The sequence below is a fragment of the Burkholderia sp. SRS-25 genome, assembly GCF_004343765.1.
GTDB classification, from domain to species: Bacteria; Pseudomonadota; Gammaproteobacteria; order Burkholderiales; family Burkholderiaceae; genus Burkholderia; species Burkholderia contaminans.
This window is the reverse complement of sequence record NZ_PTXM01000001.1, coordinates 135,296-158,996: the sequence shown is the minus strand read 5'-3', so window position 1 is coordinate 158,996 and position 23,701 is coordinate 135,296. Positions and strand designations below refer to the sequence as shown.

At 65.3% G+C, this 23,701-nt stretch carries 15 protein-coding genes; 8 read left to right on the top strand and 7 right to left on the bottom strand.

Translation table 11 applies throughout. From position 1 onward, the window contains the following. Positions 1-95: 95 nt before the first annotated feature. Complete coding sequence (locus C5O79_RS00720) at positions 96-1,370, top strand: dicarboxylate/amino acid:cation symporter (RefSeq protein WP_122478996.1); 1,275 nt, start codon at positions 96-98, stop codon at positions 1,368-1,370. Further along, positions 1,370-2,827 (top strand): amino acid racemase, encoded by a 1,458-nt coding sequence (locus tag C5O79_RS00715; protein ID WP_122478994.1) that lies wholly within the window; start codon positions 1,370-1,372, stop codon positions 2,825-2,827. The genes C5O79_RS00720 and C5O79_RS00715 overlap by 1 nt, the downstream gene beginning before the upstream one ends. Positions 2,828-2,934: 107 nt before the next feature. Here the strand turns inward: C5O79_RS00715 and C5O79_RS00710 are convergent, their stop codons facing one another. Beyond that, positions 2,935-3,405 carry a MaoC family dehydratase gene (locus C5O79_RS00710; protein WP_122478038.1) on the bottom strand — a complete coding sequence of 157 codons (471 nt, stop codon included), beginning with the start codon at positions 3,403-3,405 and terminating at the stop codon, positions 2,935-2,937. Between the two features lie 60 nt (positions 3,406-3,465). Then, positions 3,466-4,740, bottom strand: a complete 1,275-nt coding sequence (locus tag C5O79_RS00705) for a carboxymuconolactone decarboxylase family protein (protein WP_236862423.1) — start codon at positions 4,738-4,740, stop codon at positions 3,466-3,468. Positions 4,741-4,809: 69 nt separating this feature from the next. Here C5O79_RS00705 and C5O79_RS00700 point away from each other — a divergent pair, with 69 nt between their 5' ends. The 5 genes from C5O79_RS00700 to C5O79_RS00680 all read left to right on the top strand — a co-directional run bounded on the left by C5O79_RS00700 (position 4,810) and on the right by C5O79_RS00680 (position 12,302). Continuing rightward, positions 4,810-5,568, top strand: coding sequence for a glucose 1-dehydrogenase (locus tag C5O79_RS00700; protein ID WP_047853232.1), 759 nt, complete (start codon positions 4,810-4,812; stop codon positions 5,566-5,568). A 74-nt stretch (positions 5,569-5,642) separates the two neighbouring features. Then, the gene (gene ccrA, locus C5O79_RS00695) at positions 5,643-6,920 is read left to right on the top strand and encodes a crotonyl-CoA carboxylase/reductase (RefSeq protein WP_122478036.1); all 1,278 of its coding nucleotides are present in this window, start codon (positions 5,643-5,645) and stop codon (positions 6,918-6,920) included. 31 nt (positions 6,921-6,951) lie between these two features. Next, on the top strand, positions 6,952-10,833 hold the full coding sequence (locus C5O79_RS00690; protein WP_131931044.1) for a type I polyketide synthase: 3,882 nt from the start codon (positions 6,952-6,954) through the stop codon (positions 10,831-10,833). Positions 10,834-10,913: 80 nt separating this feature from the next. Continuing rightward, positions 10,914-11,243: an acyl carrier protein gene (locus tag C5O79_RS00685; RefSeq protein ID WP_122478032.1), complete on the top strand. Its 330-nt coding sequence runs from the start codon at positions 10,914-10,916 to the stop codon at positions 11,241-11,243. A gap of 66 nt (positions 11,244-11,309) precedes the next feature. Continuing rightward, the gene (locus C5O79_RS00680) at positions 11,310-12,302 is read left to right on the top strand and encodes a beta-ketoacyl-ACP synthase III (RefSeq protein WP_122478030.1); all 993 of its coding nucleotides are present in this window, start codon (positions 11,310-11,312) and stop codon (positions 12,300-12,302) included. Between the two features lie 318 nt (positions 12,303-12,620). Here C5O79_RS00680 and C5O79_RS00675 read toward each other — a convergent pair whose 3' ends face one another. Then, positions 12,621-13,421, bottom strand: coding sequence for an EAL domain-containing protein (locus C5O79_RS00675; protein ID WP_047853237.1), 801 nt, complete (start codon positions 13,419-13,421; stop codon positions 12,621-12,623). Between the two features lie 566 nt (positions 13,422-13,987). Here C5O79_RS00675 and C5O79_RS00670 point away from each other — a divergent pair. After that, positions 13,988-16,225, top strand: coding sequence for a HAMP domain-containing sensor histidine kinase (locus C5O79_RS00670; protein WP_236862422.1), 2,238 nt, complete (start codon positions 13,988-13,990; stop codon positions 16,223-16,225). A 38-nt stretch (positions 16,226-16,263) separates the two neighbouring features. On the opposite strand, the gene C5O79_RS00665 is transcribed toward C5O79_RS00670, so the two are convergent. The 4 genes from C5O79_RS00665 to C5O79_RS00650 form a co-directional block, all read right to left on the bottom strand. Beyond that, the gene (locus tag C5O79_RS00665) at positions 16,264-17,073 is read right to left on the bottom strand and encodes an NYN domain-containing protein (protein ID WP_226237101.1); all 810 of its coding nucleotides are present in this window, start codon (positions 17,071-17,073) and stop codon (positions 16,264-16,266) included. 281 nt (positions 17,074-17,354) lie between these two features. Then, entirely contained in the window at positions 17,355-18,149 is a 795-nt protein-coding gene (locus tag C5O79_RS00660; RefSeq protein WP_122478028.1) for an OmpA family protein, read from the bottom strand. Positions 18,150-18,256: 107 nt separating this feature from the next. Next, on the bottom strand, positions 18,257-21,781 hold the full coding sequence (locus tag C5O79_RS00655) for a YadA-like family protein (protein ID WP_122478026.1): 3,525 nt from the start codon (positions 21,779-21,781) through the stop codon (positions 18,257-18,259). Positions 21,782-22,788: 1,007 nt separating this feature from the next. Beyond that, on the bottom strand, positions 22,789-23,523 hold the full coding sequence (locus tag C5O79_RS00650) for a response regulator transcription factor (protein ID WP_236862421.1): 735 nt from the start codon (positions 23,521-23,523) through the stop codon (positions 22,789-22,791). Between the last annotated feature and the right edge of the window lie 178 nt (positions 23,524-23,701).

Below are 23,701 nucleotides of genomic sequence, written 5' to 3'. Positions count from 1 at the left end.
CAACGGCAGAAGTGACGCGCGACCCGCGTCGCGCTGCCTTCATCGCAGCGGCGGTCCGCCTTCCGGCGGCCGGGTGCCACCACGGACGGATGGACATGAAAAATCGCCTTACCTTAAGCATCGCAGTCGGCATGATTCTCGGTGTCGTCGCCGGCTATCTCTGCCACACCCACATCGCGGACCCGGGCACGCTCAAGACGATTGCCGGCAATTTCTCGATCGTCACCGACATCTTCCTGCGCCTGATCAAGATGATCATCGCGCCGCTGGTGTTCGTGACGCTCGTGTCCGGCCTGGCCGGCATGGACAGCGGCGAGGACGTCGGGCGTATTGGCCTGCGCTCGATCGGGTGGTTCGTCTGCGCGTCGCTGATTTCGCTGAGCCTGGGCCTCGTCATGGCCAATGCGCTGCAGCCGGGCGCCGGCCTGAACCTCACGGCAACCGCCGGCGAGGTCAATACCGGCTTGAATACGGCCGCGCTGAACGCCCGGGACGTGATCACGCATGCGTTCCCGACCAGCCTGCTCGACGCGATGGCGCGCAACGACATCCTGCAGATCCTGGTGTTCTCGCTCTTTCTCGGCGTCGCGCTGAGTGCGCTGAAGCACGACAAGCGCGTCGGCGTCGTGATCCAGTCGATCGACGGGATGGTGCCGGTGATGCTGCGCCTGACGAACTATGTGATGCGCGCGGCGCCGCTCGGCGTATTCGGCGCGATCGCGTCGTCGGTCACGCTGCGTGGGCTCGACGTGATCTATACGTATGGAAAGTTGATCGGCGCGTTCTATCTCGGCTTGCTCGTTCTCTGGATGCTGCTGATCGGCGCCGGCTACGCGTTTCTCGGGCGGCGCGTCGTGAGCCTGCTGAAGGCCGTGCGCGAACCCGCGCTGATCGCCTTCTCGACCGCGAGCAGCGAGGCCGCCTATCCGCGCCTGACCGAGCAGCTCGAGCGGTTCGGCGTCGACAAGAAGGTGGTGGGCTTCACGTTGCCGCTGGGTTACGCATTCAACCTCGACGGTTCGATGATGTATCAGGCGTTTGCCGCCATCTTCATCGCCCAGGCGTTCGGCGTGCACATGCCGCTGTCGGAGCAGGTGTTCATGCTGCTGGTGCTGATGTTGAGCAGCAAGGGCATGGCGAGCGTGCCGCGCGGCTCGGTGGTCGTGGTCGCGGCGGTCGCGCCGATGTTCCATTTGCCGGTGGCCGGCGTCGCGATGGTCCTCGCGATCGACCAGATCCTCGACATGGGGCGCACGATGACGAACGTGATCGGCAACAGCGTGGCGACGGCCGTGATTGCGAAGTGGGAGGGCCGGCGAGCGGCGAAACCCGAAGGCGCGGTGTTCGACCGGCCGGAGCTGAACGCATGATGCGCACGGACAGCATGCTCGCGCGGCGCAAATTCGGCGTGATCGGCGGCCTCGGGCCGCTGGGGAGTGCCGACGTGTTCTTCAAGATGATGAAGGCGACGCCCGCGCAGTCGGACGAAGCGCACGTCGACGTGATCTTCGAACAACATCCGTTCAAGGGCGCGGGGGCGGGGAGTGCCGCGACCGTCGAACGCAAGCTGTACGTGTTCGACATGATCCGGCAGTTCGAGAAGCGGGGCGTGACGACGGTCGTACTGCCGTGTTTCCTGAGCCACACGTTCCTCGACGAGCTGAAGGCGAATACGCGCGTCGCGATCGTCGATATCGTCGAAGCCGTTCGCAGCCACGTGCGGCGCACATATCCCGACGTGACGCGCATCGGCGTGCTCGCTTCCGACTATGTGCGCGACAAGCGGCTCTTCGATACGTATTTTCCGGCGCCGCAGTTCGACGTCGTTTATCCGCGTTCGTACGATGGCGTCGATCTCGTGACGGAAGCCGTCTACGGTGCCGACGGCGTCAAGCGCGGCGAGTGTCGAGGTCGGCCGGTCGAGCTGTTGCGCCGAGCCTGTGAGGACTTGGTCGATCAGGGTGTGCAAGTCATCGTCCCGGGGCTGACCGAGATTGCGCTGGTTACGGACGAAATCGGCCCGTTGCCGGTGCCGTTGATCGATTCGAATCTCGCGTATGCGCAGTACGCGGTATCGGCGCCGCGCGGTTCGCGTGTGCTACCGTTCAAGATCGGCGTGGTCGGTGGCGTCGGCCCGGCCGCGACGGTCGATTTCCTGGACAAGATCGTGCGCAACACGCCGGCGTCGCGCGATCAGGACCACGTCAAGCTGCTGGTCGAACAGAACCCGCAGATTCCCGATCGGACCGGCAACCTGGTGGGCGGCGGCGCGGATCCGACGATCGCGTTGTACGCGACCTGCAAGCAGCTCGAGGACGGCGATGCGAACCTCATCGCCATTCCGTGCAACACCGCACATGCGTTCGTCGAGTGCATTCAGCCGTATCTCGGCGTTCCGATCGTCAACATGCTGACCGAGACGGTCGCACATGTACGCAACACGTGGCCCGCGCTGCGCGACGTCGGCGTACTGGCGACGTCCGGCACGATCGCAAGCGGTGTGTATGAAAAGGCGCTGGCGCAGCAAGGGCTTCGGCAAGTCGTGCCCGCACCGGCGTTGCAGGCGCGCGTGATGGACGCGATCTATGGAAAGCACGGCGTCAAGGCCGGCTTCACGACCGGACAGTGCGAGGACGACATCGGTGCCGCAATCGATGCGCTGATTGTCGATGGCGTGAGCGTGATCGTGCTCGGGTGTACCGAACTGCCCATCCTGCTGCCGCGCGGCGAATACGTCGCGCGCAACGGGGCGCGGGCAACGCTCGTCGATCCGACCGACGTGCTCGCCCGCCGATGCGTCGCCCACGCGATCGCGGCCAGCTGCTGAGCCCGTTCACGTGTCGCCTGTCGCGCGTCGATCAGCGGCGACGAAGCAGGCTCGCGTGAGCGCCGGCCGCGCATCTGCGATGCCTGCGTGCCCGCTTCAGGCGACAGTCAAGCCTCCTGATCCTGCACGCGCGCCGCTTCTTTCCGGCGCGCCGCCGCATTCGTGGGCATCACCACCGCCGTGCCTTCCACGACGACGAGGCCGTCGACTTCGCAGCGGGTTTCCAGCACGACCCGGCGCCGGCTCGCGAGAATCTCCTTGACCGTTACGGTCGCGCAAACCGTTTCGCCCAGCCTGACCGGGCGGCGGAATTGCAGATCCTGCGACAGGTAGATCGAGCCTGGCCCTGGCAGATGCGTCGCGATCGCCGCCGATATCACCGAGGCGGACAACATGCCGTGTGCGATGCGGCCGCCGAAAAACGTCCGCTGCGCATAGGTCTCGTCGAGATGCACGGGGTTCCGGTCGCCGGTCGCGCTCGCGAACAGCCGCACGTCGTGCTCGGAAAGGGTTTTCGAAAAGCACGCGCTCATGCCGGGCATGAGATCCTCGAGATCGTATCCGCCTTCATCGTTCATCGTCGTTTCCTGTGTCGTTCGTGCCGCATGGTGTTGGGGGAGGGGCGAGCGCCGTCGTCTTCAGGCCTGCACGTCGTCGTGCTCGCGCGCCGCGTGCTGATCTGCCGATGCGAACGACTGGTTCGCCACGGCGAGCGCCCATTGCACGGCCAGCATGCCGGCATGAGGCAGTGCACCGACGATGGCATCGACGATCTCGGGTCGCGACGCGCCTGACTGGCGTGCATCGCCGATGTGCATCGCGAGTGGGTCGGCGTCGGCATTGCGCGCGACGCAGGTCAGGCACGCGATGGCCGTCAGGTGGCGCGCCTTCGCGTGCTCGACCGGCTCGTCGCCCGATGCCGCACTGGCCAGCCGATCGATGCCCCGCGCGATCGCGGACGACATGTCCGCGAAGCCTGCTGCAGCGTCCGGCGGGCACAGGTCGCGTTGCAGCGCATGCCGCTCGGCGGGCTCGTTCGCCTGGATTTTCGCCGAGCCGTCCTGCGCGCCATTGAGCACACTGAACGTATCGAATACGTCGAGCACGATGCGCGATACGGGCAGGATGAGCGGCCAGCCGATATAGCCGGTCAGTTGAATCAATACTTCCGTCAGTTCGCCGCGCGTCCAGCCGGCATGCAAACAGGCGTTCACATGGACGCGAACCGCGTCGTGCCGGTTTTCGCGCGCGATGACGATGGCAAGTGCGGCGAGCCGGCGCTCCTTCTGCGTCAGCGCATTGAACGGACGTTTCCGGTGCTGAAGCAGGGTGGCGATCGCCGCTTCGGAATCCTTGAAAAGATCGACGTCGTGGCCGATATCGATGTCACGCTCGCGTAATAGCGCGGCGATATCGCGCATCGCGGCGCTGGCCACCGGTATGCCGGCGTAGTGGAGCGTCTCGAATGCCGTTTCGAGCACCGCTAGCGGCGCCCAGCCGGTATTCAACATGCCGCCCGCATGGTATTTCAGTGCGCCATCCGCGTTACCCATCGTCGCGAGCACCGCGACCGTCACGAGCTCACGGTGCTTCAGCGACAGGTTTGGACGGGCGATGATGTCGGCATAAGCGCCTTCGACGAGCAATCGCTTGAAATCGGGGTCGAGACGGTCGAGCGCCGCGCTCAGGCCGACGAAGCCTTCGTCGCCGATCGCGTGAATGACGGACATGCCGAGTTCATGCCGGGTGATCGTATTCGCACGCATAGGGAAGCCGATGAGTTGAACGCGGAGTGTCGTGACGTCAGCGATGATATTCGTCCGTCCGACAATCAAATTTGAACTTTTTTCACTTTTCATCGGCGCAGGGTTTTCGCCGTCTAGAATCCATCCCGTCAAGATCCGGTGATTCATTTTCAATTCGATCTGAATAAATGGGGTGGTGATGACGGGGCCTGCATATCAATGCGACTGGAGTACACGATGCTGAAGCTTCATGAAAAGGTTGCCCTCGTGACCGGGGGAAGTTCGGGTATCGGCCGAACCACGGCATTGTTGTTCGCCGGCGAAGGCGCGCGCGTCGCGATCGCATCGCGCCGCATCGACGAAGGTCTGGCTGTCGTCGAGGAGATCCGCCGCGCGGGCGGCGAAGCGCTGTTCGTGAAGACCGACGTGTCCAGCGCGGCGGATTGCGCGCACATGGTTGCGCAGACCGTGCGTGAATTCGGCAAGCTCGATATTGCGTTCAATAACGCCGGCGTGGAGGCATTCGGCAAAGCGGTGGCCGATACCGACGAGGCGAGCTGGGATTACGTGATGGATATCAATCTGAAAGGGATGTTCCTTTCGATGAAGTACGAAATTCCGGAAATGCTGAAAGCGGGCGGCGGCGCGATCGTCAATATGTCGTCCACATATGGCATCGTCGCGTCGGCATTCGGCGGTTGCAGTTATCACGCGTCGAAGGCCGGCATCCTCGGGCTGACGAAAGCGGCCGCGCTCGAATATGCGAAGCAGAATATCCGTGTCAATGCGATCTGCCCGGCGTTCGTGGCGACGGCGATGGTCGAGAAGTTTCTCGATGAAACCCATATGACCGACCAGATCAAGGCGTTTCATCCGGTCGGCCGGCTGGGCACCGAACAGGAAATCGCCGAGGCGGTCACGTTCCTCGCGAGCGACGCGTCTTCGTTCATGACCGGCGCCGCGCTGTCGGTGGACGGCGGGATGGCCGCTGCATGATGCGCACGACGGCGTCACGGGCGACCTAGCGCAAGTACGACGTTTATCGGGTCAACTCTTTCATGAATATTGTTATGGATACCAAAACGATAGATTTTGTTGTCGAGACGAGAAAGAACCCGCCGGAGCTGTACGACATCGGCGGCGCGATTCCACTGGGCGTCGTACCGAAGAAAATGCACGCATGGACGATTCGCCGCGAGAACCACGGGGAACCGCAGCACGCATTCACGAACGAAATCGTCGATGTGCCGTCGCTCGGCCCGGACGACGTGCTGGTGCTCGTGATGGCGGCCGGCGTCAACTACAACGGCGTGTGGGCTGCGCTCGGCCAGCCGTTCTCGGTGCTGGATCTGCATGACGATGCGTATCACATCACGGGTTCGGATGCGGCGGGCATCGTATGGGCCGTCGGATCGAACGTGAAGAAATGGAAGGTGGGCGACGAGGTGGTCGCACACTGTTCCCAGGTCGATGGCGACGACGAGGAATGCAACGGCGGCGATCCGATGCTGTCTCCGTCGCAACGGATCTGGGGTTACGAAACGTCGCACGGGTCGTTCGCGCAGTTCGCGCGCGTGCAGACGACGCAACTGATGCCGCGCCCGCAGCACCTCACATGGGCCGCCAGCGCCTGCTACACGCTCACGCTCGCCACCGCGTACCGGATGCTGTTCGGCCACAAGCCGCACGTGCTTTCCGCAGGGCAATCGGTGCTCGTGTGGGGCGCCGCGGGCGGGCTCGGAACGATGGCGATCCAGCTCGCCGCGCTGGTGGGCGCGCGTCCCGTCGCCGTGGTCTCCGACGCGTCGAAGGCCGAGTTCGTCAAGCGGCTCGGCGCGGTGGGCGTGATCAACCGTTCGGATTTTTCGTGCTGGGGCGCGCCCCCGCCCGTCGATGCGAAGGCCGAGTACGCGGCCTATGTCGATGAAGTCAAGAAGTTCGGAAAGGCGATCTGGGTTGCACTCGGCGAAAAGCGCGACGTCGACATGGTGTTCGAGCACCCGGGCCGCAATACGTTCGCCCCGTCCTGCTACGTCGTGAAGCGCGGCGGCATGGTCGTGTTCTGCGCGGCGACGAGCGGCTACGACCTGACCTGCGACGCGCGTTACGTGTGGATGCGCCAGAAGCGCATTCAGGGCAGCCACTTCGCCAATCTCAAGGAAGCGTCGCAGGCGAACCGGCTCGTGATGAGCGGCAAGATCGACCCGTGCCTGTCGGAAGTGTTTCCGTGGAGCCGCCTGCCGGACGCGCACGCGAAGATCCGGGAGAACCGGCACCTGCCCGGCAACATGGCCGTGCTCGTCCAGGCGAGCAGCAGCGACGATCTCGCCGCGGCGAGCCGCCACTAGGCCGGATGAACCTTTCCGCCGAGAGGACGGTATGAACCAGTCAAACACGCAAGCGCAACGGATCGCCATTATCGGCATGTCGTGCCGGTTCCCGGGCGGCGCGTCCTGTGCGTCGAGCTATTGGGCGCTGCTGAATTCCGGGCGCACGGCGATCCGCGAAACGCCGCGCGAGCGCTTCGATATCGATGCGTTCTATTCGCCGGATACGGACGAGCCCGGCACCACGTATTCGCGCGTGGCCGGCTATGTCGACGATCCATTCCGCTTCGACCGCAAGTTGTTCCGCACCTCGGCGGCCGAGGCGATGGAGATGGATCCGCAGCAGCGCTGGATGCTCGAACTCGGATGGGCGGCGCTCGAGAACGCGGGCATCGCGCCGGGCCGGATGCGCGGCAGGAACGTCGGGGTCTTCATGACGATCGGCGAGGCGGACTACGGCCGTCGCACGGTCTGGTCCGGCGATCCGTCGCGCATCACCACCTATTCGAAGCTCGGCAACCTGCGCGCGATGGCCCCCGGGCGCGTCGCGCACATACTGGGTTTGAGCGGGCCGGTGATCTTCGTCGATACGACCTGTTCGTCGTCGCTGGTCGCGATCCATCTTGCCGCGCAGAGCCTGCAGGCGGGCGAGTGCGACGTGGCGATCGCCGGCGGCGTGAACCTGATCCTCGGGCCGGAGGAAACGATCGGTATCGCGCGGCTCCAGGCGATGTCCGCCTCCGGGCAATGCCGTCCCTTCGATGCGAGCGCCGACGGCTATATTCGCGGCGAAGGCGGCGGCGTGATCGTGATGAAGCGGCATGACGACGCGCTCGCGCATGGCGATCGCATCGATGCGGTGCTGATCGGATCGGCCGTCAACAGCGACGGCGCGAGCAACGGCCTCACCGCGCCGAACGGCGCGGCGCAGGAAGCCGTCATTCGCCGCGCGATGATGCGCGCGGGCGTTCGGCCGGAAGCGGTCGCGTACGTGGAAGCGCATGGTACGGGCACGGCGCTCGGCGATCCGATCGAGCTTGCCGCGTTGCGTAACGTCTATGCGCGCGCCGTCGCCCGCGACAAGCCGATCCTCGTCGGCTCCGTGAAGTCGCAGCTCGGGCATCTGGAGGGCGCCGCGGGCATGGCCGGCTTCATCAAGGCGATGCTGATCCTGCGGCACCGGCACGTACCCGCGCAGGCGAACTTCGACACGCCGAACCCGAGATTTCACTGGGAAGGCGCACAAGTCGCCATTCCACGCGAAGGTACGCCGCTCGGCGAAGGCAAGACGCTGGTCGGTGTCAGCGGTTTCGGCATCACCGGGACCAACGTCCACCTGATTCTGTCCGCGGCGGCGCCCGTATCGGACGCCGTTGCGCCGATCGAGCGTGAACGCGTATTGACGCTTTCGGGGCGCTCGCCGGACGCACGGCGGCGTGTCGCGGCGGCATGGCGGGACTGGCTCGCGAGCACGTCCGTCCCGCTGCGCGACGCGTGTCACACGTCGAGCGTGCGGCGCGATCATTTCGATCATCGCGTCGCGCTGGTCGGCACGACGAAAGCGGATTTCATCGGCGCACTCGACGCCTTCCTCGCGGACAATCCGTCCGGGAACTGGCATGCGGGCGAACCGCCGCGCAAGCCCCGCGTCGCGTTTCTCGTGCCCGGTCAGGGCGCATGGCAGCCGGGCGTCGGCGGCAACTTCTACCACGGCAACGGCCTGTTCCGCAAACACGCGGATGCGTGCCTGCGCCTGCTGGACGCCGAGACCGCGCGCGACGTGCTCGATGCCATCGTCGGCCGCAGCGCGCAAGCGGTACGACATCATCCGGGGCAACTGGCCCACTTCGTCGTGTGCTACGCGCTTGCGCGTACCTGGATGGAACTCGGTGTACAGCCCGACCTCCTGATCGGGCATTCGCTCGGCGAGCACGTGGCCGCCGTGATCGGCGGCGTGATGTCGCTCGGCGACGGTCTCGCCGCAGTGGAAGCGCGCGGCCGACTGTTCGATACCGCGACGCCGGCCGGCGCGATGCTCGCGGTGGCCGCCGCTGCCGACGAACTCGCCGCGCGGTTCGCGTTCGGTACGGATCTGTTCGTCGCCGGTATCAACGGGCCCGGGCAGACCGTCGTGAGCGGCACGCAGGAAGCGGTGGCGCGCGTGCACGATGCGATGGTCGCGGCGGGCAAGCGCGTGTCGCTGCTGAAGACCTACGACACGCCGGGCCATTCGCCGATGCTGCGTTCGATGCGCGAAGCGTTCCGGCGCGCGCTCGAACCGCTGACGCTCACGCCGCCGTCGATTCCGATCGTCTCCACCCTCACGGGCGCCGTCGCGACCGATGCGATCGCCGGCATCGAGCACTGGCTCGATCTCGTGGAGCAGCCGGTGCGTTTTCATGACGCGTTGCACGCGGCATCGGACGGCAAGACGCTCTTCGTCGAAGTGGGACCCGGCGCGGCGCTGTCGAAGCTCGCGCGCGCCGCCGCGGGCGGCGACTGGCAATGCGCGATCGCGTCGCTCGCGGACGGCCCGGAAGGCGATGAGGAAACCGAAGCGACCGGCTTTGCCCATGGCTGCGCACGTCTTTACAGCGAAGGGCAGAAGATCGCATGGCACAAGCTGTACGGCAATGCACCTCCGCCGGCCGAAGCGCCGGGTTACACGTTCGACACCGAGCGTTTCGAGCTGCCGTTCCCGGATCTCGCCGAAGCGGGGCGCGGCGTGGTGCGCCAACGCAGCGACGCCGCATCGAGCGAGGCGGCCCGACTGCCGGATTCGAGCGCGGCCGATCGTGCCGACGCGGTACCGGCGGGCGCGGCGCAGATGCTCGCGACGCTGCGCACGATCGCGGCAGCAGTCGCGCCGGATACCGTCGTGCTTGACGACGGGCTTTCGCTCGTCGGCCAGGGGCTCGACTCGCTGGCGCTGACGGAGCTGCGGGTGCGCCTGCATCAACGGCTCGGCAAGATGCCGCCGATCGCCATGCTGGCGCGCGGCGCATCGCTGCATACGCTGGCGGCGTGGTTCGGCGCGATGGACGGTGACGCGCCTGATCGCGAAGTCGTCGCGACCGATCCGCGGCGAACGGCCGGCTCCGGCGGTGACGCCGGCCTCGTCGTGACGCTGCGCGAGGGGGCCGGGCCGCTCGTGGCGCTCGTGCATCCGGTCGGCGGAAACGTTCTGTGTTATCAGGAACTGGCCGCGTCATGGCCGGGCGATCCGACTGTCGTCGCTATCCGTCATCCGTACGCGGACCAGGGCCATGCGCCCGCGTATCTGTCGATCACGGAACTGGCGTCGCGCTATCGCGCGGCGCTGCTCTCGGCACACGGCAGGCAACCCGATCTGCTCGGTGGCTGGTCGTTCGGCGGGATCGTCGCGCACGAAATGGCCGCGCAGTGGGAGTCGGAGGGCGAGAGCGCCCCGCCGTTGATGATCGTCGACAGCCCGCTCCACGACGGCGAATTCGCCACGCGGTTGCGCGCACTGGCCGCGGATCTTGCGCCGGATGACGGCACGCAGGCAGTCGAGCGATGGCTGGTCGACCCGCGTTTCGATGCGATGCTCGACCAGGATTTCTACCTCGCCGACGTGCGCCGCCGGGCCCAGCCTGCGATGTTCGAACACATCGCGCGGTTGCATGCCGCGAGCGCGGTGGCGCTCGCATGCCATCAGCCGAAACAGGTGCAAACGCGGATCGGATACGCGCTCGCCGTACGCGACAAGCGTGGGATGTCGAGCGCGCTGGCAGCGCAGCAACTGGGTCGTCTCGGGAGCGGCGGCGTCACGGTCAGCGTGTTCGACGACGACCACAACTCCATCGTGTGTGCACCTTCCGTGAGTCGCCTGGCCCACTTCTTCGGTGGTGGACGCGATGCCGATACGCCGCACGCCGAGCCGGAGCCGCTGATGCGCGCGACGCCCGCATAGGCGCTGCCTTGCCGTTTCCCGGGTGCGGCGTCGCCGCCGCGCCTTCATCGTTCTCAACCCGACTTCAAGGAATCGATGCCATGAGCGATCACATTCAAGCCACCACCGTCAACGGGCCGACGGTCACCGCCGACACCATTCTTGCGTGGATCCAGGAGTGGACAGAAGCGAACAACCTGCAGGTGCCGACCGATCTCGAACAGACCTTCGCCGACGCCGGTTTCGACTCGATGCATTCCGTCGAACTCGCGTTCTTCCTCGAAGAGCGGCTCAACATCAAGATCGACGATACCGTCCTTTACGACTATCCGACCTTCAATGCGCTGGCCGAGCATCTCGTCTCGCTGCAACGGCAGGACACGAGCGCTGCCGCGGAGCCGGGCGAAGACGCGGGCGCCGGAAGCTGGTAACGCGAGGGCGCCGGTTCGAGACATCGGGCGGCCGGCGCGTCATCGACTTTGATCGGAGTACCGAAGATGGTGGAAATCAATCGCGCGGGCCACTGGACGTCGCGCGTCGTCGGCTGCGGTTCCGCGTTGCCCGAGCATCGCATGACGAATCATGACATCGCGCTCAGGGTCGACACCACCGACGAGTGGATCACGCAGCGCACAGGCATCAAGGAGCGCAGGATCGCGGCGCCCGGCGAGAACACGTCCGATCTCGCGATCGGCGCGGCCCGGGCCGCACTGAGTCACGCCGGAATCGCCGGGGCCGACGTCGATCTCATCGTGGTCGCGACCTGCACGCCCGATCGCACGATGCCCGCGACGGCCGTGCGCGTTCAGGAAGCGATCGGCATGCCGCGCGGCGCCGCGTTCGATGTGCAGGCCGTCTGTTCCGGTTTCGTTTTCGCGCTTTCGGTCGCCGACAACATGATCCGGCTCGGCCAGGCGCGCACCGCGCTGGTGATCGGTGCGGAAACGATGTCGCGTATCGTCGACTGGCAGGACCGCAACAGTTGCGTGCTGTTCGGTGACGGCGCGGGTGCGCTGGTGTTGCGCTGCGAACGGCGCGAAGGCGACAAGCCGCGCGGCGTGCTCTCCACGCATCTGCATTCGGACGGGCGGTACTGGGACAAGATTCATACGGACGGCGGCGTATCGTCGACGCAGAGCGCCGGCAAGATGCATCTGGAGGGCCGCGACGTATTCCTGCATGCGGTGGTCAATCTCGCCGACGCGTCGCGGGAAGCGCTGGAGGCAAATGGCCTGACCCGGGACGACGTCGACTGGATCGTTCCGCATCAGGCAAACCAGCGCATCGTGCAAACCGTCGGGACGAAGTTGAATCTGCCGATGGAGAAGGTCGTGCTCACCGTCGGCAAACACGGCAACACGTCGGCGGCGTCGATTCCGCTCGCGCTCAGCGAAGCGGTATCCGACGGGCGCATCAAGGAGAACGACCTCGTCCTGACGCCTGCAATGGGCTCGGGCTTCACGTGGGGGGCTGCGTTGATTCGCTGGTAGTTCACGCGCGACGCACCGGCGCCCGCCGGTGCGGCCCGTCGGCACCTTTCCCGAAATGTGGGAGTCCCTGTGGAAATGCTCGCGAAAGTGACAAAAGTTCACTTTGAGCGCTCGGGCCGCCGTTCTATGCTGGCTGCACGTCGCACAGGGCGGCGCGAACAAACAGCCCGATCGGAGCGTAGATGGCCCCCGATGTTCTGGATGAATCCTGGGATGTTGCAGCGTCCGGCATGCCGGTGCGACGCATGACGCACGCAGCCGCGAGCCTGACACACGCAGGGCGCTTATCCGCCGCCCCCGCGCGCGGCGCATGCAGGGCTAGGAGAGGGCCCGCGCATGGCATTCGGTGATGAACGTTGCGACCGCCGCTTCGCACAGCGGCTCGCCGAGGTAGAAGCCCTGGCCGTCGACGTCCGGCAGCGTGCTCGCCCACTCGAACTGTTCGGCGGTTTCGATGCCCGTCATCACGATGTGCTTGCCATGACCTTGCGCGATGTGCACCAGGGTTTCCACGACCCGCATGGATTCGCTGTTCTGCAGGACATCGCGGATCAGCGAGCGATCGAACTTGACGATATCCACCGGCAACTGCTGCAACAGCGTCAACGAATTGAAGCCTGCGCCGAAGTCGTCCAGCGCGACGCGCACGCCGATTGCCTGCGTCGCGTGGATGGCCTCCACGAGCCAGTCGAGCCGGGCAGGCGGAACGACATCGGTCAGCTCGATTTCGACGCGAGCCGGCTCGAGCCCGAGCGACGTCAGCAGCGCGGCAAGCTGCGCGGGAAAATTTGCGTGTCCCAGCTCCGACGGCGACAGATTGATCGCGAGCGACAACTCGCCGTGACCGGCCGCCTTCCACTGCGCCAGCAGGTGCGCCGCTCGCCGGGTGAGCAGGTCCGTGAAGCGGGTGGCCAGGCATGAATCCTCGATCAGGCTGATGAACGATGGGGGCTCCAGGATGCCACGCGCCGGATGATGCCAGCGCATCAGACATTCGAAACCGGCGAGACGGATCCTCTGTAGTGCGAACTTGGGTTGCAGGAGGAAAAAGAACTCGTCCTGACGAAGTCCGCGTTCGGCATCGTCGAGCGGATCGGGTGACGCAAAGGAGGCATTCATGAATGTCCGAGTAAGTCGAGTGAAATGTCGGCCGCATGTCTCTGATCGATTCTATGGAGCGGAACGCAAATTTTCAACTTGCTAAAAACAAACAAATGTAAATTTGTTTGTTGATTTGTATGTTAAATATCGGCGAAATTGACTTGTATTTTCCGAAACATGTATTCCGTTATTGCATTCGAAAATCGAAACTTAATTGATGCTCGTTCTGCGCGGTGATTTTTCGCCTGACCTGCTGTCCGGCTGGTTGGTTGGGCGGGCACGAGCGCACGTTGCGACGATGAAATGACCGCAATGGCCCGGCGTCGGTAATTTTTCCTGATTCGAAGAATGGCGTGCGACGTAAAACTAAATGCAAATGTAGATACAATTGAATATTGCATATAATTCATATTGGAATTTCAGTATAATTTATGCATCTTGAATTCTGATTCATTGCGGCGAGGCCGATCGACCGGTACGCCGGCGCGTGTGCGCAGGCGGGCGATCGGCAGGTGAGGGCGGCGGCCGCGTCGCCCGTCAATGCGGTTTGGAATGGGTTGCGGTGTTTGATGTAGGCATTTCTGATGCCGATCAATGCGATATCGATGGAGCATCATCTGATCGACATGTTCGGAGGATTTTTGGGGCTGTGGCGGCGCCGTTCATGTGATGAGGGCAGACAGATGGCCGGGAACGTGTCCTCGCATTGTGCGACCGAATGGATACCCCTGACGTTTGCGCTGGTGCTGGTCTGCGCGGTGCTCACGGCGGCCCAAGCGCTGTATCGCGTCGACCGCGCGTGGTTCGAGTTCGTGTCGCAGTCCGTCCACCGCGGTTCCGTCAGGCCGCTGGCGATGATCGTAGTCGACGAACGGACGACCGAGCGCCTGGGCAACTGGCCCTTCAGCGTCGAAACACGCGAGCGGATGATGGAGCGGCTGGCCGGAAGCGGCGTCGCGATCATCAGTATCGACTTGACCGGCCTGCGGGCGGTCGCGCGCACGCGTGCCGGGCACCGCGCCGATGGTGAGGCGGCAAGTCGCGGCGCCGCACGGACGGAGGCCGGGGCCGGCAATCTCGGCAATACTGGCCAAGCCTGCGCGCGCGACGCCGTACTTCACTGGAATGGGCCGTGCGAGCGCTACTCGTACGTCAACGTGCTGGACGGCGCGGTGCCGTCGAACCGGCTGAGCGGACGAGCGGTCCTGATTCGCGCGGCGGCCGGCCTCGGGCAGGGCAGGCCCGGCGTGTCGTCGGCCGGCACACTGCCGAGCGGAGACACGGCCGCGACGGTGACTGCGTTGGCCACGCCAGTCATCGCGGGCCCCCTTCACCAGACCGGGGCCGCATGGGTGCTGCTGTTCAACGAGACCGTCGTTTGTGTGATCTGCGTGTTGCTCTACCGGCTCGGTCCCCGCGGAGGCCTCGTTGCATCGCTTGTCACGGCAGCAGCGGTTGCGGCGATTGCGTATGTCATGTTCGTGGTCGGCGGCGAGGCGCTGCCGCCCGCCACCGGCATGCTGATGTGCGTACTCGCCTGCCTGCTGGTGTTCTGGCGGCGTACCGAAGTGTTGTTGCGCTTCATCGGCCTCCTGGGCGACCGGATGGTGGCCGACCCGTCGCTGCATGCGGAATCGGCGAACGCCGTGCCGTACATCGACCCGGTTCGGCATCAACTGGAAAGGACTGCGAATCTCGATGCGCGGGTACGTCGTTATCGAGCGCTGATCGACGCATGGGTCGACAGTCTTCCGGAAGCGACGCTGATCGCGTCGGCTGCCGGCGTCGTGCTGCTGACGAACCAGCGAATCGCCGCGTGGTGCGCGGAGCCCGACGAGCATCCGGCGGCCGGGCGGGCGCCGGTGGGGCGCCCGGTTTCGGACGTGCTGTTTCAGATCACCGGGTCGCATCGGGCGAATGAATTCGCCACACAGGCGTTGACGTCGCTCGATCACTGGCCTGACGGCGACGCGCTGTCGGCACGGACGAAATCCCAGCTCGATCAGGGGATCGAGATTGCCAACGCCCGGAGCGGTCGTTCGCTGCTGATCAAGTGCGCGCCGATTCGCCCGTCCGTCTACGGTGAGCGTGCGCTGGTCTTCCAGGTCGCGGACGTGTCGTCCGTTCGGATGGCCGAGCGGCAGCGGGACATGGCGCTGCGATTCCTGTCGCACGACATGCGATCCCCGCAGGCGTCGATTCTCGCGCTCGTTTCGCAGATTCAGCGGGATCCGTCGCGGTACACGCCGCAGCGCTTCGCCGAACTGGTATCACAGTATGCGACGCGCGCACTCAGCCTGTCCGACGATTTTCTCTTTCTTGCCAGGGCCGAGAATCTGCCGCCGAAGCTCGCCGCGGTCGATCCCGCACTGGTGCTCGGCGATGCCGTCGACGATCTGCTGCCGCAGGCGAGTGCGAAATCGACGACAGTCAACCTGACGGCTGAGCCCGGGCTCAGCACGATCGCCGATGTGCAATTGCTGCGGCGGGCATTCGTCAATCTGATCGGCAACGCGATCAAGTTCGGTCGCGAAGCTTCCACGGTCGATGTGGAGCTGTCGGCCACGGACCAGCACGTGAGGATCGCCGTGACCGATTACGGAACGGGTATATCCGAGCGCGATCAGGAAAAGCTGTTTCGCGAATTCACGCAACTGGACGGCGGCGCGTCGATGTCCGGGCATGGCCTGGGCCTGGCGTTCGTCAAGACGGTCGTCGATTCGCTCGGCGGAAAGCTGCAGGTCCGATCGAAGCTCGGCGAAGGGACGACCTTCCTCATGTTGCTGTCGAAGCACGATCACGACGCGGCGCTGGGGCGCTGATCCGGCCGCAGCTTCGATCGCCGACGAGCGATCGGCAGCTAGGCGGCGGACACGACCTGGATCCGGCGCGCTTCGGGCGCGCCGGCGTGTTTCGCGGGCATCGCGAGGTCGAATTCGAGGATCGTGCTGCGGGACGGCAGCCGGGCGAGGATGGATGGATCCTGCAAACTGCTGCCGCGAAAGTAGGCGGGGCTCGTGTCGGCGGCCGCGAGCAGCGGCGTATCGGGCAATGCGGCCCAGAACGCGATGAACCCGTAGCCGTCGTCCGGCTCGAACCGGTTGCAGACGCCGCGCACGCGGGACCCGACCTGGCCCCAGGCCGGCGAGCCGGACACCGCATCGCGAGCCGGCAGCAGGCCCGGTACCAGATAGCCGCTGATGAACTGGTCGGCCGCATCGCGCAACTCGAGCGGCACGTTGTCGAAACCGAGGACTTCGACCCGGCATCCCTTCTTCTGCAGCGCTCGCACGACTTCGACGAAATCGCCGTCGCTGGTAGCGACGAGCACGGTGTCCAGCCGGTCCGATTCGGATAGCGCGTCGATGGCCATGCCGAGATCCGAGTTCGATTTGACGGTTTCGGTGCCGTCCTCGTCGGCGAAGTGTCTGAGCGGCTTGACCGTGACGCGGAATCCCTTGTCGCGCAGCGCCGCCTGATAACCCTTGATCCGCGCGTCGTAATCGGCGGAGCGTGCGGCGCGGCGCGCGTCGAAACTCAGGTACGCGTGCAGCCGCTGAATCGTCGCGCCGGCCCGACCGGCGAGCGCGCGCAGCACGTCGTATCGCATCAGATGGCCGCCATTCGCGTCCATGCTGCTTCCATCCACGTACACCCCGACCCTTCTCATCGTCGTCATCCGGATTGCTGGTAGCTAGTCGCTCAGGTGTTCGAATCAAGCGCCGTCGTGCCGCGTCGCACGCTTTCTGCATGGGCAGGGCGGTTGGCGGGCGCACGGACCGTGCCGGCCCTGCGCCGATACGGGGGGAAACGATACGCCGCGCGCGCTGCCGGGAAGCACGACGCGCGCATTGCCGCCCGCCGGTGCGCGATGCCGGTTTGCCGGTCGGTCAAACGGTGGCGCCCGCCACGCGGGCACGGCGTGTATGACGCCACCCGCGTCGCGGCCCGTCAGTCGCGGCCGCTGACCGCGATCGTGACCCGGCGATCGGGTTGCAGGCACGCGATCACGGCGCGGCTCCGGCCGGGCGGGCAATGCGTGACGGGCTCGCGCGATCCCACGCCGTCCGCCTCGATGACGTTGCCGTCCAGGCCATGCGCGATCAGATAACGGCGAACCGTTTGGGCCCGCGCGCGCGACAGCGGGTCATTCACCGCGGGGGTGCCGATCCTGTCGGTGTGTCCGATCACGACGATCCGCGTGATCGCCTTGTGGCGCTTGATCCGCTCGACCGCATCGTCGAGCTGCGCCTTGCCGCCGGGCTGCATCGATTCGAGGCTCGATTGGCCGAACGCGAACAGCGCATCGCTCTGCAGCGTGAATTGCTCGATCGGCGCGGCCGGCGGCTCTGCCGCGGCTGCCGGCGCGGCGGATTGCGCGCGCACGAAGTCCGCGCAGGCGGGGTCGCGCCAGTAGGTATTGCTCACCTTCATGTGCTCGTCGTAGCGCACCTGGTACTGGCACGAGACGACTTCGTTGCCGCGTCGGAAGTCGAACAGGTAGTTCCACGTGCGGCTGCCGACGAACCACTCGTTGAAGTGGGGGGGGCCGAGCAGGTCGTACATCTGGTCCTTGTTCAGGCCGGGCCCGACGTTACGCAGGTTGGCCACGTTCACGAACGTGCCGCCCTTCGGGCTGGCGGATTGCGGATCCGGGAAGCGGGGCGGCCCGTCGGTCGCACAGCCTTGCAGGGATGCAACGGAAAGCACACTGACGGAAAGCGCGAGTGCCCATTGGATTTTCATGATCAGTCTCTCATCGTATAAGGAGCCGCGTATCCGGCGCCGCGGCAACGATCGATCGTTGCGCGCAGCCGCCGCCTATCGCTGCAGTGCAGCCGTTTATCCCGCCGTCACCACTGGTAACCCGCGCCGATCACGGCGCCGTAGTCGTTGCGCGTGTTGGTCGTGATGGCGGCCTTATAGATCCAGTGATTGTTTTCGGAGATCGTCGAGATGCCGATCGCCTGCCCCGACTGGCTGCGATAGACGCTGCCGGCGATCGCGACCATGCTCTTGCCGGGTCCGGACGGCTGCGGCAGGCCCGCGACGGCCATCGCACTGGCGGTGCCGCCGTCGGCGTCGCGTCGCAGCGCCTGGATCTTCGCGTCGGTGTACGCGTTCGCGTTGCCGACCGCGGCATTCAGTTGCTGGACGTTGACGCCGTCGGTGGGGGCGGTGCCGGCCGCGACGTTCGTGAGTTGCCGCGTCGAAGTCGCCGTGCCGATCGATACGACGTTGTTGCGGCCGCCGTCGTCGCTCCCCGATCCGATGGCCACGGAGCCGTTGCCGGACGACGTCGAACCCGCGCCGATCGTCGTCGAGCCGCTGCCCGATGCGGTCGAGCCGTTGCCGACTGCCGTGCTGTTCGAGCCGGACGCGACCGCTCCGTTGCCGCCGGCCGACGAGTTCGAACCCGTCGATGCGGGCGGTGTCGACGAGCCCGGTGTCGACGGGAAGCCGCCGCCGCCGTTGGTATTGCTGATGTTCTGGATCAGCGTCGTCAGGTTCTGGTTGACGGCTTCGAGCTGGCTGACGTTGACTGCATCGGTGCCGGCCGACCCGGCCGCGAGGCCGGTGATCTTGCGGTTACCGATGTTGATTTCGCCGGCCGACGACTGCGGGCTGCTCAAACCGTATGCGATGTAGTTGGACTGCGCGCCGACCGTCGTGACCGATCCGGCGCCGAGCGCGATGCTGTTGGCGACGTTCGCGGTGGCGCCCGAGCCCAATGCGATGGCGTCCGCCGCACTGCTGTTCGCGCCGGAGCCGATCGCAATACCGCCCGACGTACTGGCAACGGCGTTGGCGCCTTGTGCGATCGATTGCGGCCCGGTCGCGTTTGCGCCGCTGCCCAGCGCGATGGCATCGGCCTGCCCGGAGTTCGAGGCCTGGCCGATGGCCACGCCGCCGGGCGCCGTTTGCTGCACGATCGCACCGTTGCCGATGCCGACGCCGTTGTCGCCGTTGACGACGGTGGTCGGCCCCACCGCGATCGATTCGGCGCCCACCGCGAGCGAATCGGCCGCGGTCGAGTTGGCATGGAAGTACATCGTCGGCGTGACGGCGAACGATTGCAGTGCGCCGGTCAACTGCCGGACCGTGACCGCATCGTGCGCGTCGGTCCCGTCGGCCACGTTGATCAGTTGCCGGTAGGTGTTGCCGGACGCGCTGCCGAACGACACGGCGCCCAGCAGGGTCGCGTCGGACGTATTGAACGGGACGGTGTGGCTGCCGGCCGGAATCGTGCCGCTGCCTGCCGCGATCGTGCGATCCGATACGGCGCCCGAGCCGATCGCGACACCACCGGCGATCGAAACTGCCGTCTGCGCGCCGAGCGCCACGCCGTTCGCCGCGCTCGACTGCGAGCCGGTGCCGGCCGCGAGGCTGCTGGCTGCACTCGCGACTGCCTGAGGGCCGATGGCAATGCTGTCCGTCCCGGTCGCCTGACTGTCGGCCAGCGTCGAGTTCGCGTGGAAGTACTTGATCCCGGCGCCATTGTTGATGTTCGATATCGCGGTCGTGTTGGACGTGACCTGCTGGTTCGTCGCGTAGAGCTGCGAACCGTTGACCGCGTCGGTGCTGGTGCCGCTCAACTGGCCGGCCGCGACGTTCTGGATCTGGCGTTCCGCGCCCGGCGCGCCGACGCTCACGACACCAGACGGTGCCGCGCCCGCGAAGTTGTAGGTCACGCCGCCGATGACCGCGCTGGAGGTCGGCGTGGCCGCGACGGTCGCCGAATTCGCACCGAGCGCGACGCTGTTGGCCACGCTCGCGGTCGCACCCGAGCCGAGCGCGATGCCGCCGGTTGCGGTGGCCTGGACGTTGGCCGAATCGCCGATGGCAATCGCGCCCGCGACATTGGCCTGCGACGCGTTGCCGAGCGCGACCGAACCCTGCCCGGTCGCGATGTTCGTATTGCCCAGCGCGATCGCGCCATTGCCGTTGGCGGTGTTGGTGGCGCCCATGGCCACCGCGCCGTTGCCGATAGCCGTGTTCGGATCGCCGATCGCCACCGCGCCGTTGCCGTTCGCGGTCTGGCCTTCGCCGAGTGCGACCGCACCCGTGCCGCCGGTCACCTGCGAGTTGTGACCGCCGGCGATGGAACCCGTGCCGGCGGCCGCGGCCACCGTGCTGGTGTCGCCGAATGCGACGGTCGAGCCTGCCAGCGCTTGCGAGCCGGTGCCGACGGCGACACCGCCGTAAGCCGATACCCTGGCATTGATGCCAAGGGCCACCGAGTTGTCGCCGCCTGCGTTAGCGCCGGCGCCCAGCGCAACGCCGGAAATGCCGGAAGCGGTCGCCAGGTTGCCTAGGGCAATACCGAACAGCGTGGACGCCGTGGCCGTGTTGCCGATCGCGATCGAGCTCGTGCCGCTCGCCGTCGCCTGGCTGCCGAATGCCTGTGCATAGGTATTGCTGGCGAGCGCGTTGTAGCCGATGGATACCGCCTGGGCACCCGTCGCCTGCGTGCCGGAACCGGGGACGCCCGCCGTGCCGCCCGGGCCGAGCGCGACCGCGTTGACGCCCGACGCGCCGCTGTTGACGCCGATCGCGACGCCCGAGGCGCCGCTGACCGAGGCGCCGGAACCCAGTGCGAGGCCGGCATCTGCGGCGTTGGTGGTGATCGATTTGAAGCCCGCGGCGATCGAGTAGCCGCCTGCCGCGGTCGCCAGCGTCCCGAGTGCGGTCGAGTGGTCGCCCGATGCGGTACCGCCGGCGCCGAGCGTCGTTGCGGAATTATTGGACGCAACCGACGCGTTGCCGAGGGAAATCGACGACGTGCCCGACGCGGCTGCATTCAATCCACCGGACAGCGCGTTGTCGGCGCTCGCCCGTGCACCTGCACCCAACGCCGTGCTGCCGATTCCGGATGCCGTCGAGAAATCGCCGAGTGCACTCGCGTTCTCGGCGGTCGCTGCGGCGGACGCGCCGAGCGAGGAAGCGTTGGTGCCGGTCGCCAGTGCCTGATGCCCGATCGCGGTCGCGCCAACTCCGCTGGCCGTGCTGTTGCCGCCGATGGCCGTCGAACTGCTGTTGGATGCCGTGGCGGCTTGCCCGAAAGCGCTGGTGCCGGTGCCGGACGCGACGGTGTTGGTGCCGACCGCTGTTGCGGCAGTACCGGTGGCGCTCGAGCCGGGCCCCGCCTGATACTGGGCGATCGCCTGTTCCGGCATGACGAGCGCGCCGAGCATGAGCGGCATGATCGCGGCCGCGCATTTTGTGATGCGATGTTCATGGCGACGGGGTGTGCCGCGGGCGTCGACCGTGCCCGACGACGAACCGGGTTCTCCTTTCCCGCCGGCCATATCGATTTCCGACACGGCGACGAGTGCCCCGCGCGCCTTGCTCCAGATGACCTTGTGCACTCTGTTCATTGTGATAGCCCCTATAAAAGAATAAATCTCTATCAGGTCAGATTGGGTAGTGATACTAAATGTGTGGTGAAAATAAAATAAGTGCTTTACGCGTCTGATCGAGATCTATCGAGGAATGCAGTGAGCGTGCGCGACCACGAAAATGTGTCGTGCCGGGCATGGAGTCGGAGCGGGGCTGGGCAGATCCGGCGTGTCGTCGGGCCGGGCAAGTCGATCGCGTGACGACGACACGCGTGCGCGGCGACCGCGGATCCCGTAATGAGGTTTTCCATTTCTGTATCTCGGCATGAAAAAATCTTGCTCGGCGGCAGGCCGCCGTTACTGTAATAGGGCAATCGAGCCATCTACGCATTCAATGCGCGATATTGACTTTTCAATGAGAAAACCAGATTTTTTGAATTGCTTCGTCCGGACGATTCAAGGTGAAATATTTATGACTTGGTGATCGTCGATTTACGGCTATCGGCGCGACGATCGGATAAGCGATGTAAATGTCATTCTTTTCAAGATCCTTGTGATGCTAGATATTAGGAGAGGACCTTCGAATCAAAAAGCAAACATTTGTCACGCCTTGAATGATTGTTAACGTGTGGCGATGCTGCCTCATTGCAGGGGATTGCATGGCGGTGTACGTAGACGGTTCGGGCAGGCTTGTAGCAGACACGCATCGGTGTAAGAACGCCGGTAGGCATCGGAGATCCGCTTGTCAGGCGACGTTCTGAAATGAATAGGAATTCGAAGCGACTTCGGGGAGGTGCTTGTGTGGTCGTGCGGCACAAGGGAATCCGGGGTCGCTCAGCGGATATGAGGCGCCGTGCGGATGCCATTCGTCAGGGTGCGTGAATGCAAGATCAGCATTGGCAATGCCGTTGCGGCGCCCGCGGGAGATTGCCAATGTCGCGAACCCCCGCTCGGTTGCGTAACAACCCAGCGCCGGCGCATGTTGTCGGAGCATGCCGGGAGCCACGCCGCCTGCCGGAGGCACGGCTAACCACATGCAACGACATTCACACGCGGCTTTCCATCAGCATGCCCGCGTCGCGACGAACGTCGGTCGGAGCTTCGGTGGCAGGCTTGGTCTGATCCAGTCGATAGCCGAGCGTATAAATGGCGGATAGCCGCAAGCCGTTCTCGATCCCGAGCTTCAGTTTTTGCCGAATCCTGTAGATGTGGGTATCGAGCGAACGCGACTCCGTTCCCAGCTCCCGCCCCCATGCTGTCGTCGCCAGCAACTCGCGGGACATGATCTTGCCGAGATTGTGAAACAGGCACGCCACGAGCTGAAATTCCTTGGTCGTCAATTCGATCCGGGTGTCGCGAAGCCGGACGGCTCGTTCCACCGGATCCAGCACGTACTCGCCTGCCCGAATCGGCGCGTCGCGCTTCACGTTCCGCGCAACCCGGCGCAGTAGCGCGTTGACCCGTGCGGCGAGTTCTTCGGCACGGAACGGCTTGCTCAGATAGTCGTCGGCGCCGGCCTCCAGCGCCCTGACGACATCGAGCTCCTCGACGCGGCTGGTGAGAAACAGCACGCCGTATTCGACATCGGCACGCGTACGGATCCAGTTCAGGACCTCGATTCCCGTCAGGCTGGGCAAATGCCAGTCGAGCACGACGGCGTCGACGGATTCGGACCGCAGGTAACGCAGCGCCTGCTCTCCATCGACAACGACCTTGATCGTGTGACAAAACGGAGCAAGTGCGCTTTGCACTTCCTCCGCCTGAACGGGATCGTCCTCCACAACCAATATGCGCATTCGTGCCCCCGAATATCTTGATCAGCCTTCTCATTGCGAGCAGGCAAACGTTTGCTTTTTGCTGCGTATGGAACAAACGGTTAAGGAATATAAATCATCGATAATGAACGAGAATGTGACATTTTGTGAATTTGTCGTATGAATTGCACGCCCGGTAAAAAGG

What these genes read in the sequence shown, in the direction of transcription:
- C5O79_RS00720 (WP_122478996.1), top strand. Translation starts at nt 96, where the DNA reads ATGAAAAATCGCCTTACCTTAAGCATCGCAGTCGGCATGATTCTCGGT.
- C5O79_RS00715 (WP_122478994.1), top strand. Translation starts at nt 1,370, where the DNA reads ATGCGCACGGACAGCATGCTCGCGCGGCGCAAATTCGGCGTGATCGGC.
- C5O79_RS00710 (WP_122478038.1), bottom strand. Translation starts at nt 3,405, where the DNA reads ATGAACGATGAAGGCGGATACGATCTCGAGGATCTCATGCCCGGCATG.
- C5O79_RS00705 (WP_236862423.1), bottom strand. Translation starts at nt 4,740, where the DNA reads ATGAATCACCGGATCTTGACGGGATGGATTCTAGACGGCGAAAACCCT.
- C5O79_RS00700 (WP_047853232.1), top strand. Translation starts at nt 4,810, where the DNA reads ATGCTGAAGCTTCATGAAAAGGTTGCCCTCGTGACCGGGGGAAGTTCG.
- ccrA (WP_122478036.1), top strand. Translation starts at nt 5,643, where the DNA reads ATGGATACCAAAACGATAGATTTTGTTGTCGAGACGAGAAAGAACCCG.
- C5O79_RS00690 (WP_131931044.1), top strand. Translation starts at nt 6,952, where the DNA reads ATGAACCAGTCAAACACGCAAGCGCAACGGATCGCCATTATCGGCATG.
- C5O79_RS00685 (WP_122478032.1), top strand. Translation starts at nt 10,914, where the DNA reads ATGAGCGATCACATTCAAGCCACCACCGTCAACGGGCCGACGGTCACC.
- C5O79_RS00680 (WP_122478030.1), top strand. Translation starts at nt 11,310, where the DNA reads ATGGTGGAAATCAATCGCGCGGGCCACTGGACGTCGCGCGTCGTCGGC.
- C5O79_RS00675 (WP_047853237.1), bottom strand. Translation starts at nt 13,421, where the DNA reads ATGAATGCCTCCTTTGCGTCACCCGATCCGCTCGACGATGCCGAACGC.
- C5O79_RS00670 (WP_236862422.1), top strand. Translation starts at nt 13,988, where the DNA reads ATGCCGATCAATGCGATATCGATGGAGCATCATCTGATCGACATGTTC.
- C5O79_RS00665 (WP_226237101.1), bottom strand. Translation starts at nt 17,073, where the DNA reads ATGAGAAGGGTCGGGGTGTACGTGGATGGAAGCAGCATGGACGCGAAT.
- C5O79_RS00660 (WP_122478028.1), bottom strand. Translation starts at nt 18,149, where the DNA reads ATGAAAATCCAATGGGCACTCGCGCTTTCCGTCAGTGTGCTTTCCGTT.
- C5O79_RS00655 (WP_122478026.1), bottom strand. Translation starts at nt 21,781, where the DNA reads ATGAACAGAGTGCACAAGGTCATCTGGAGCAAGGCGCGCGGGGCACTC.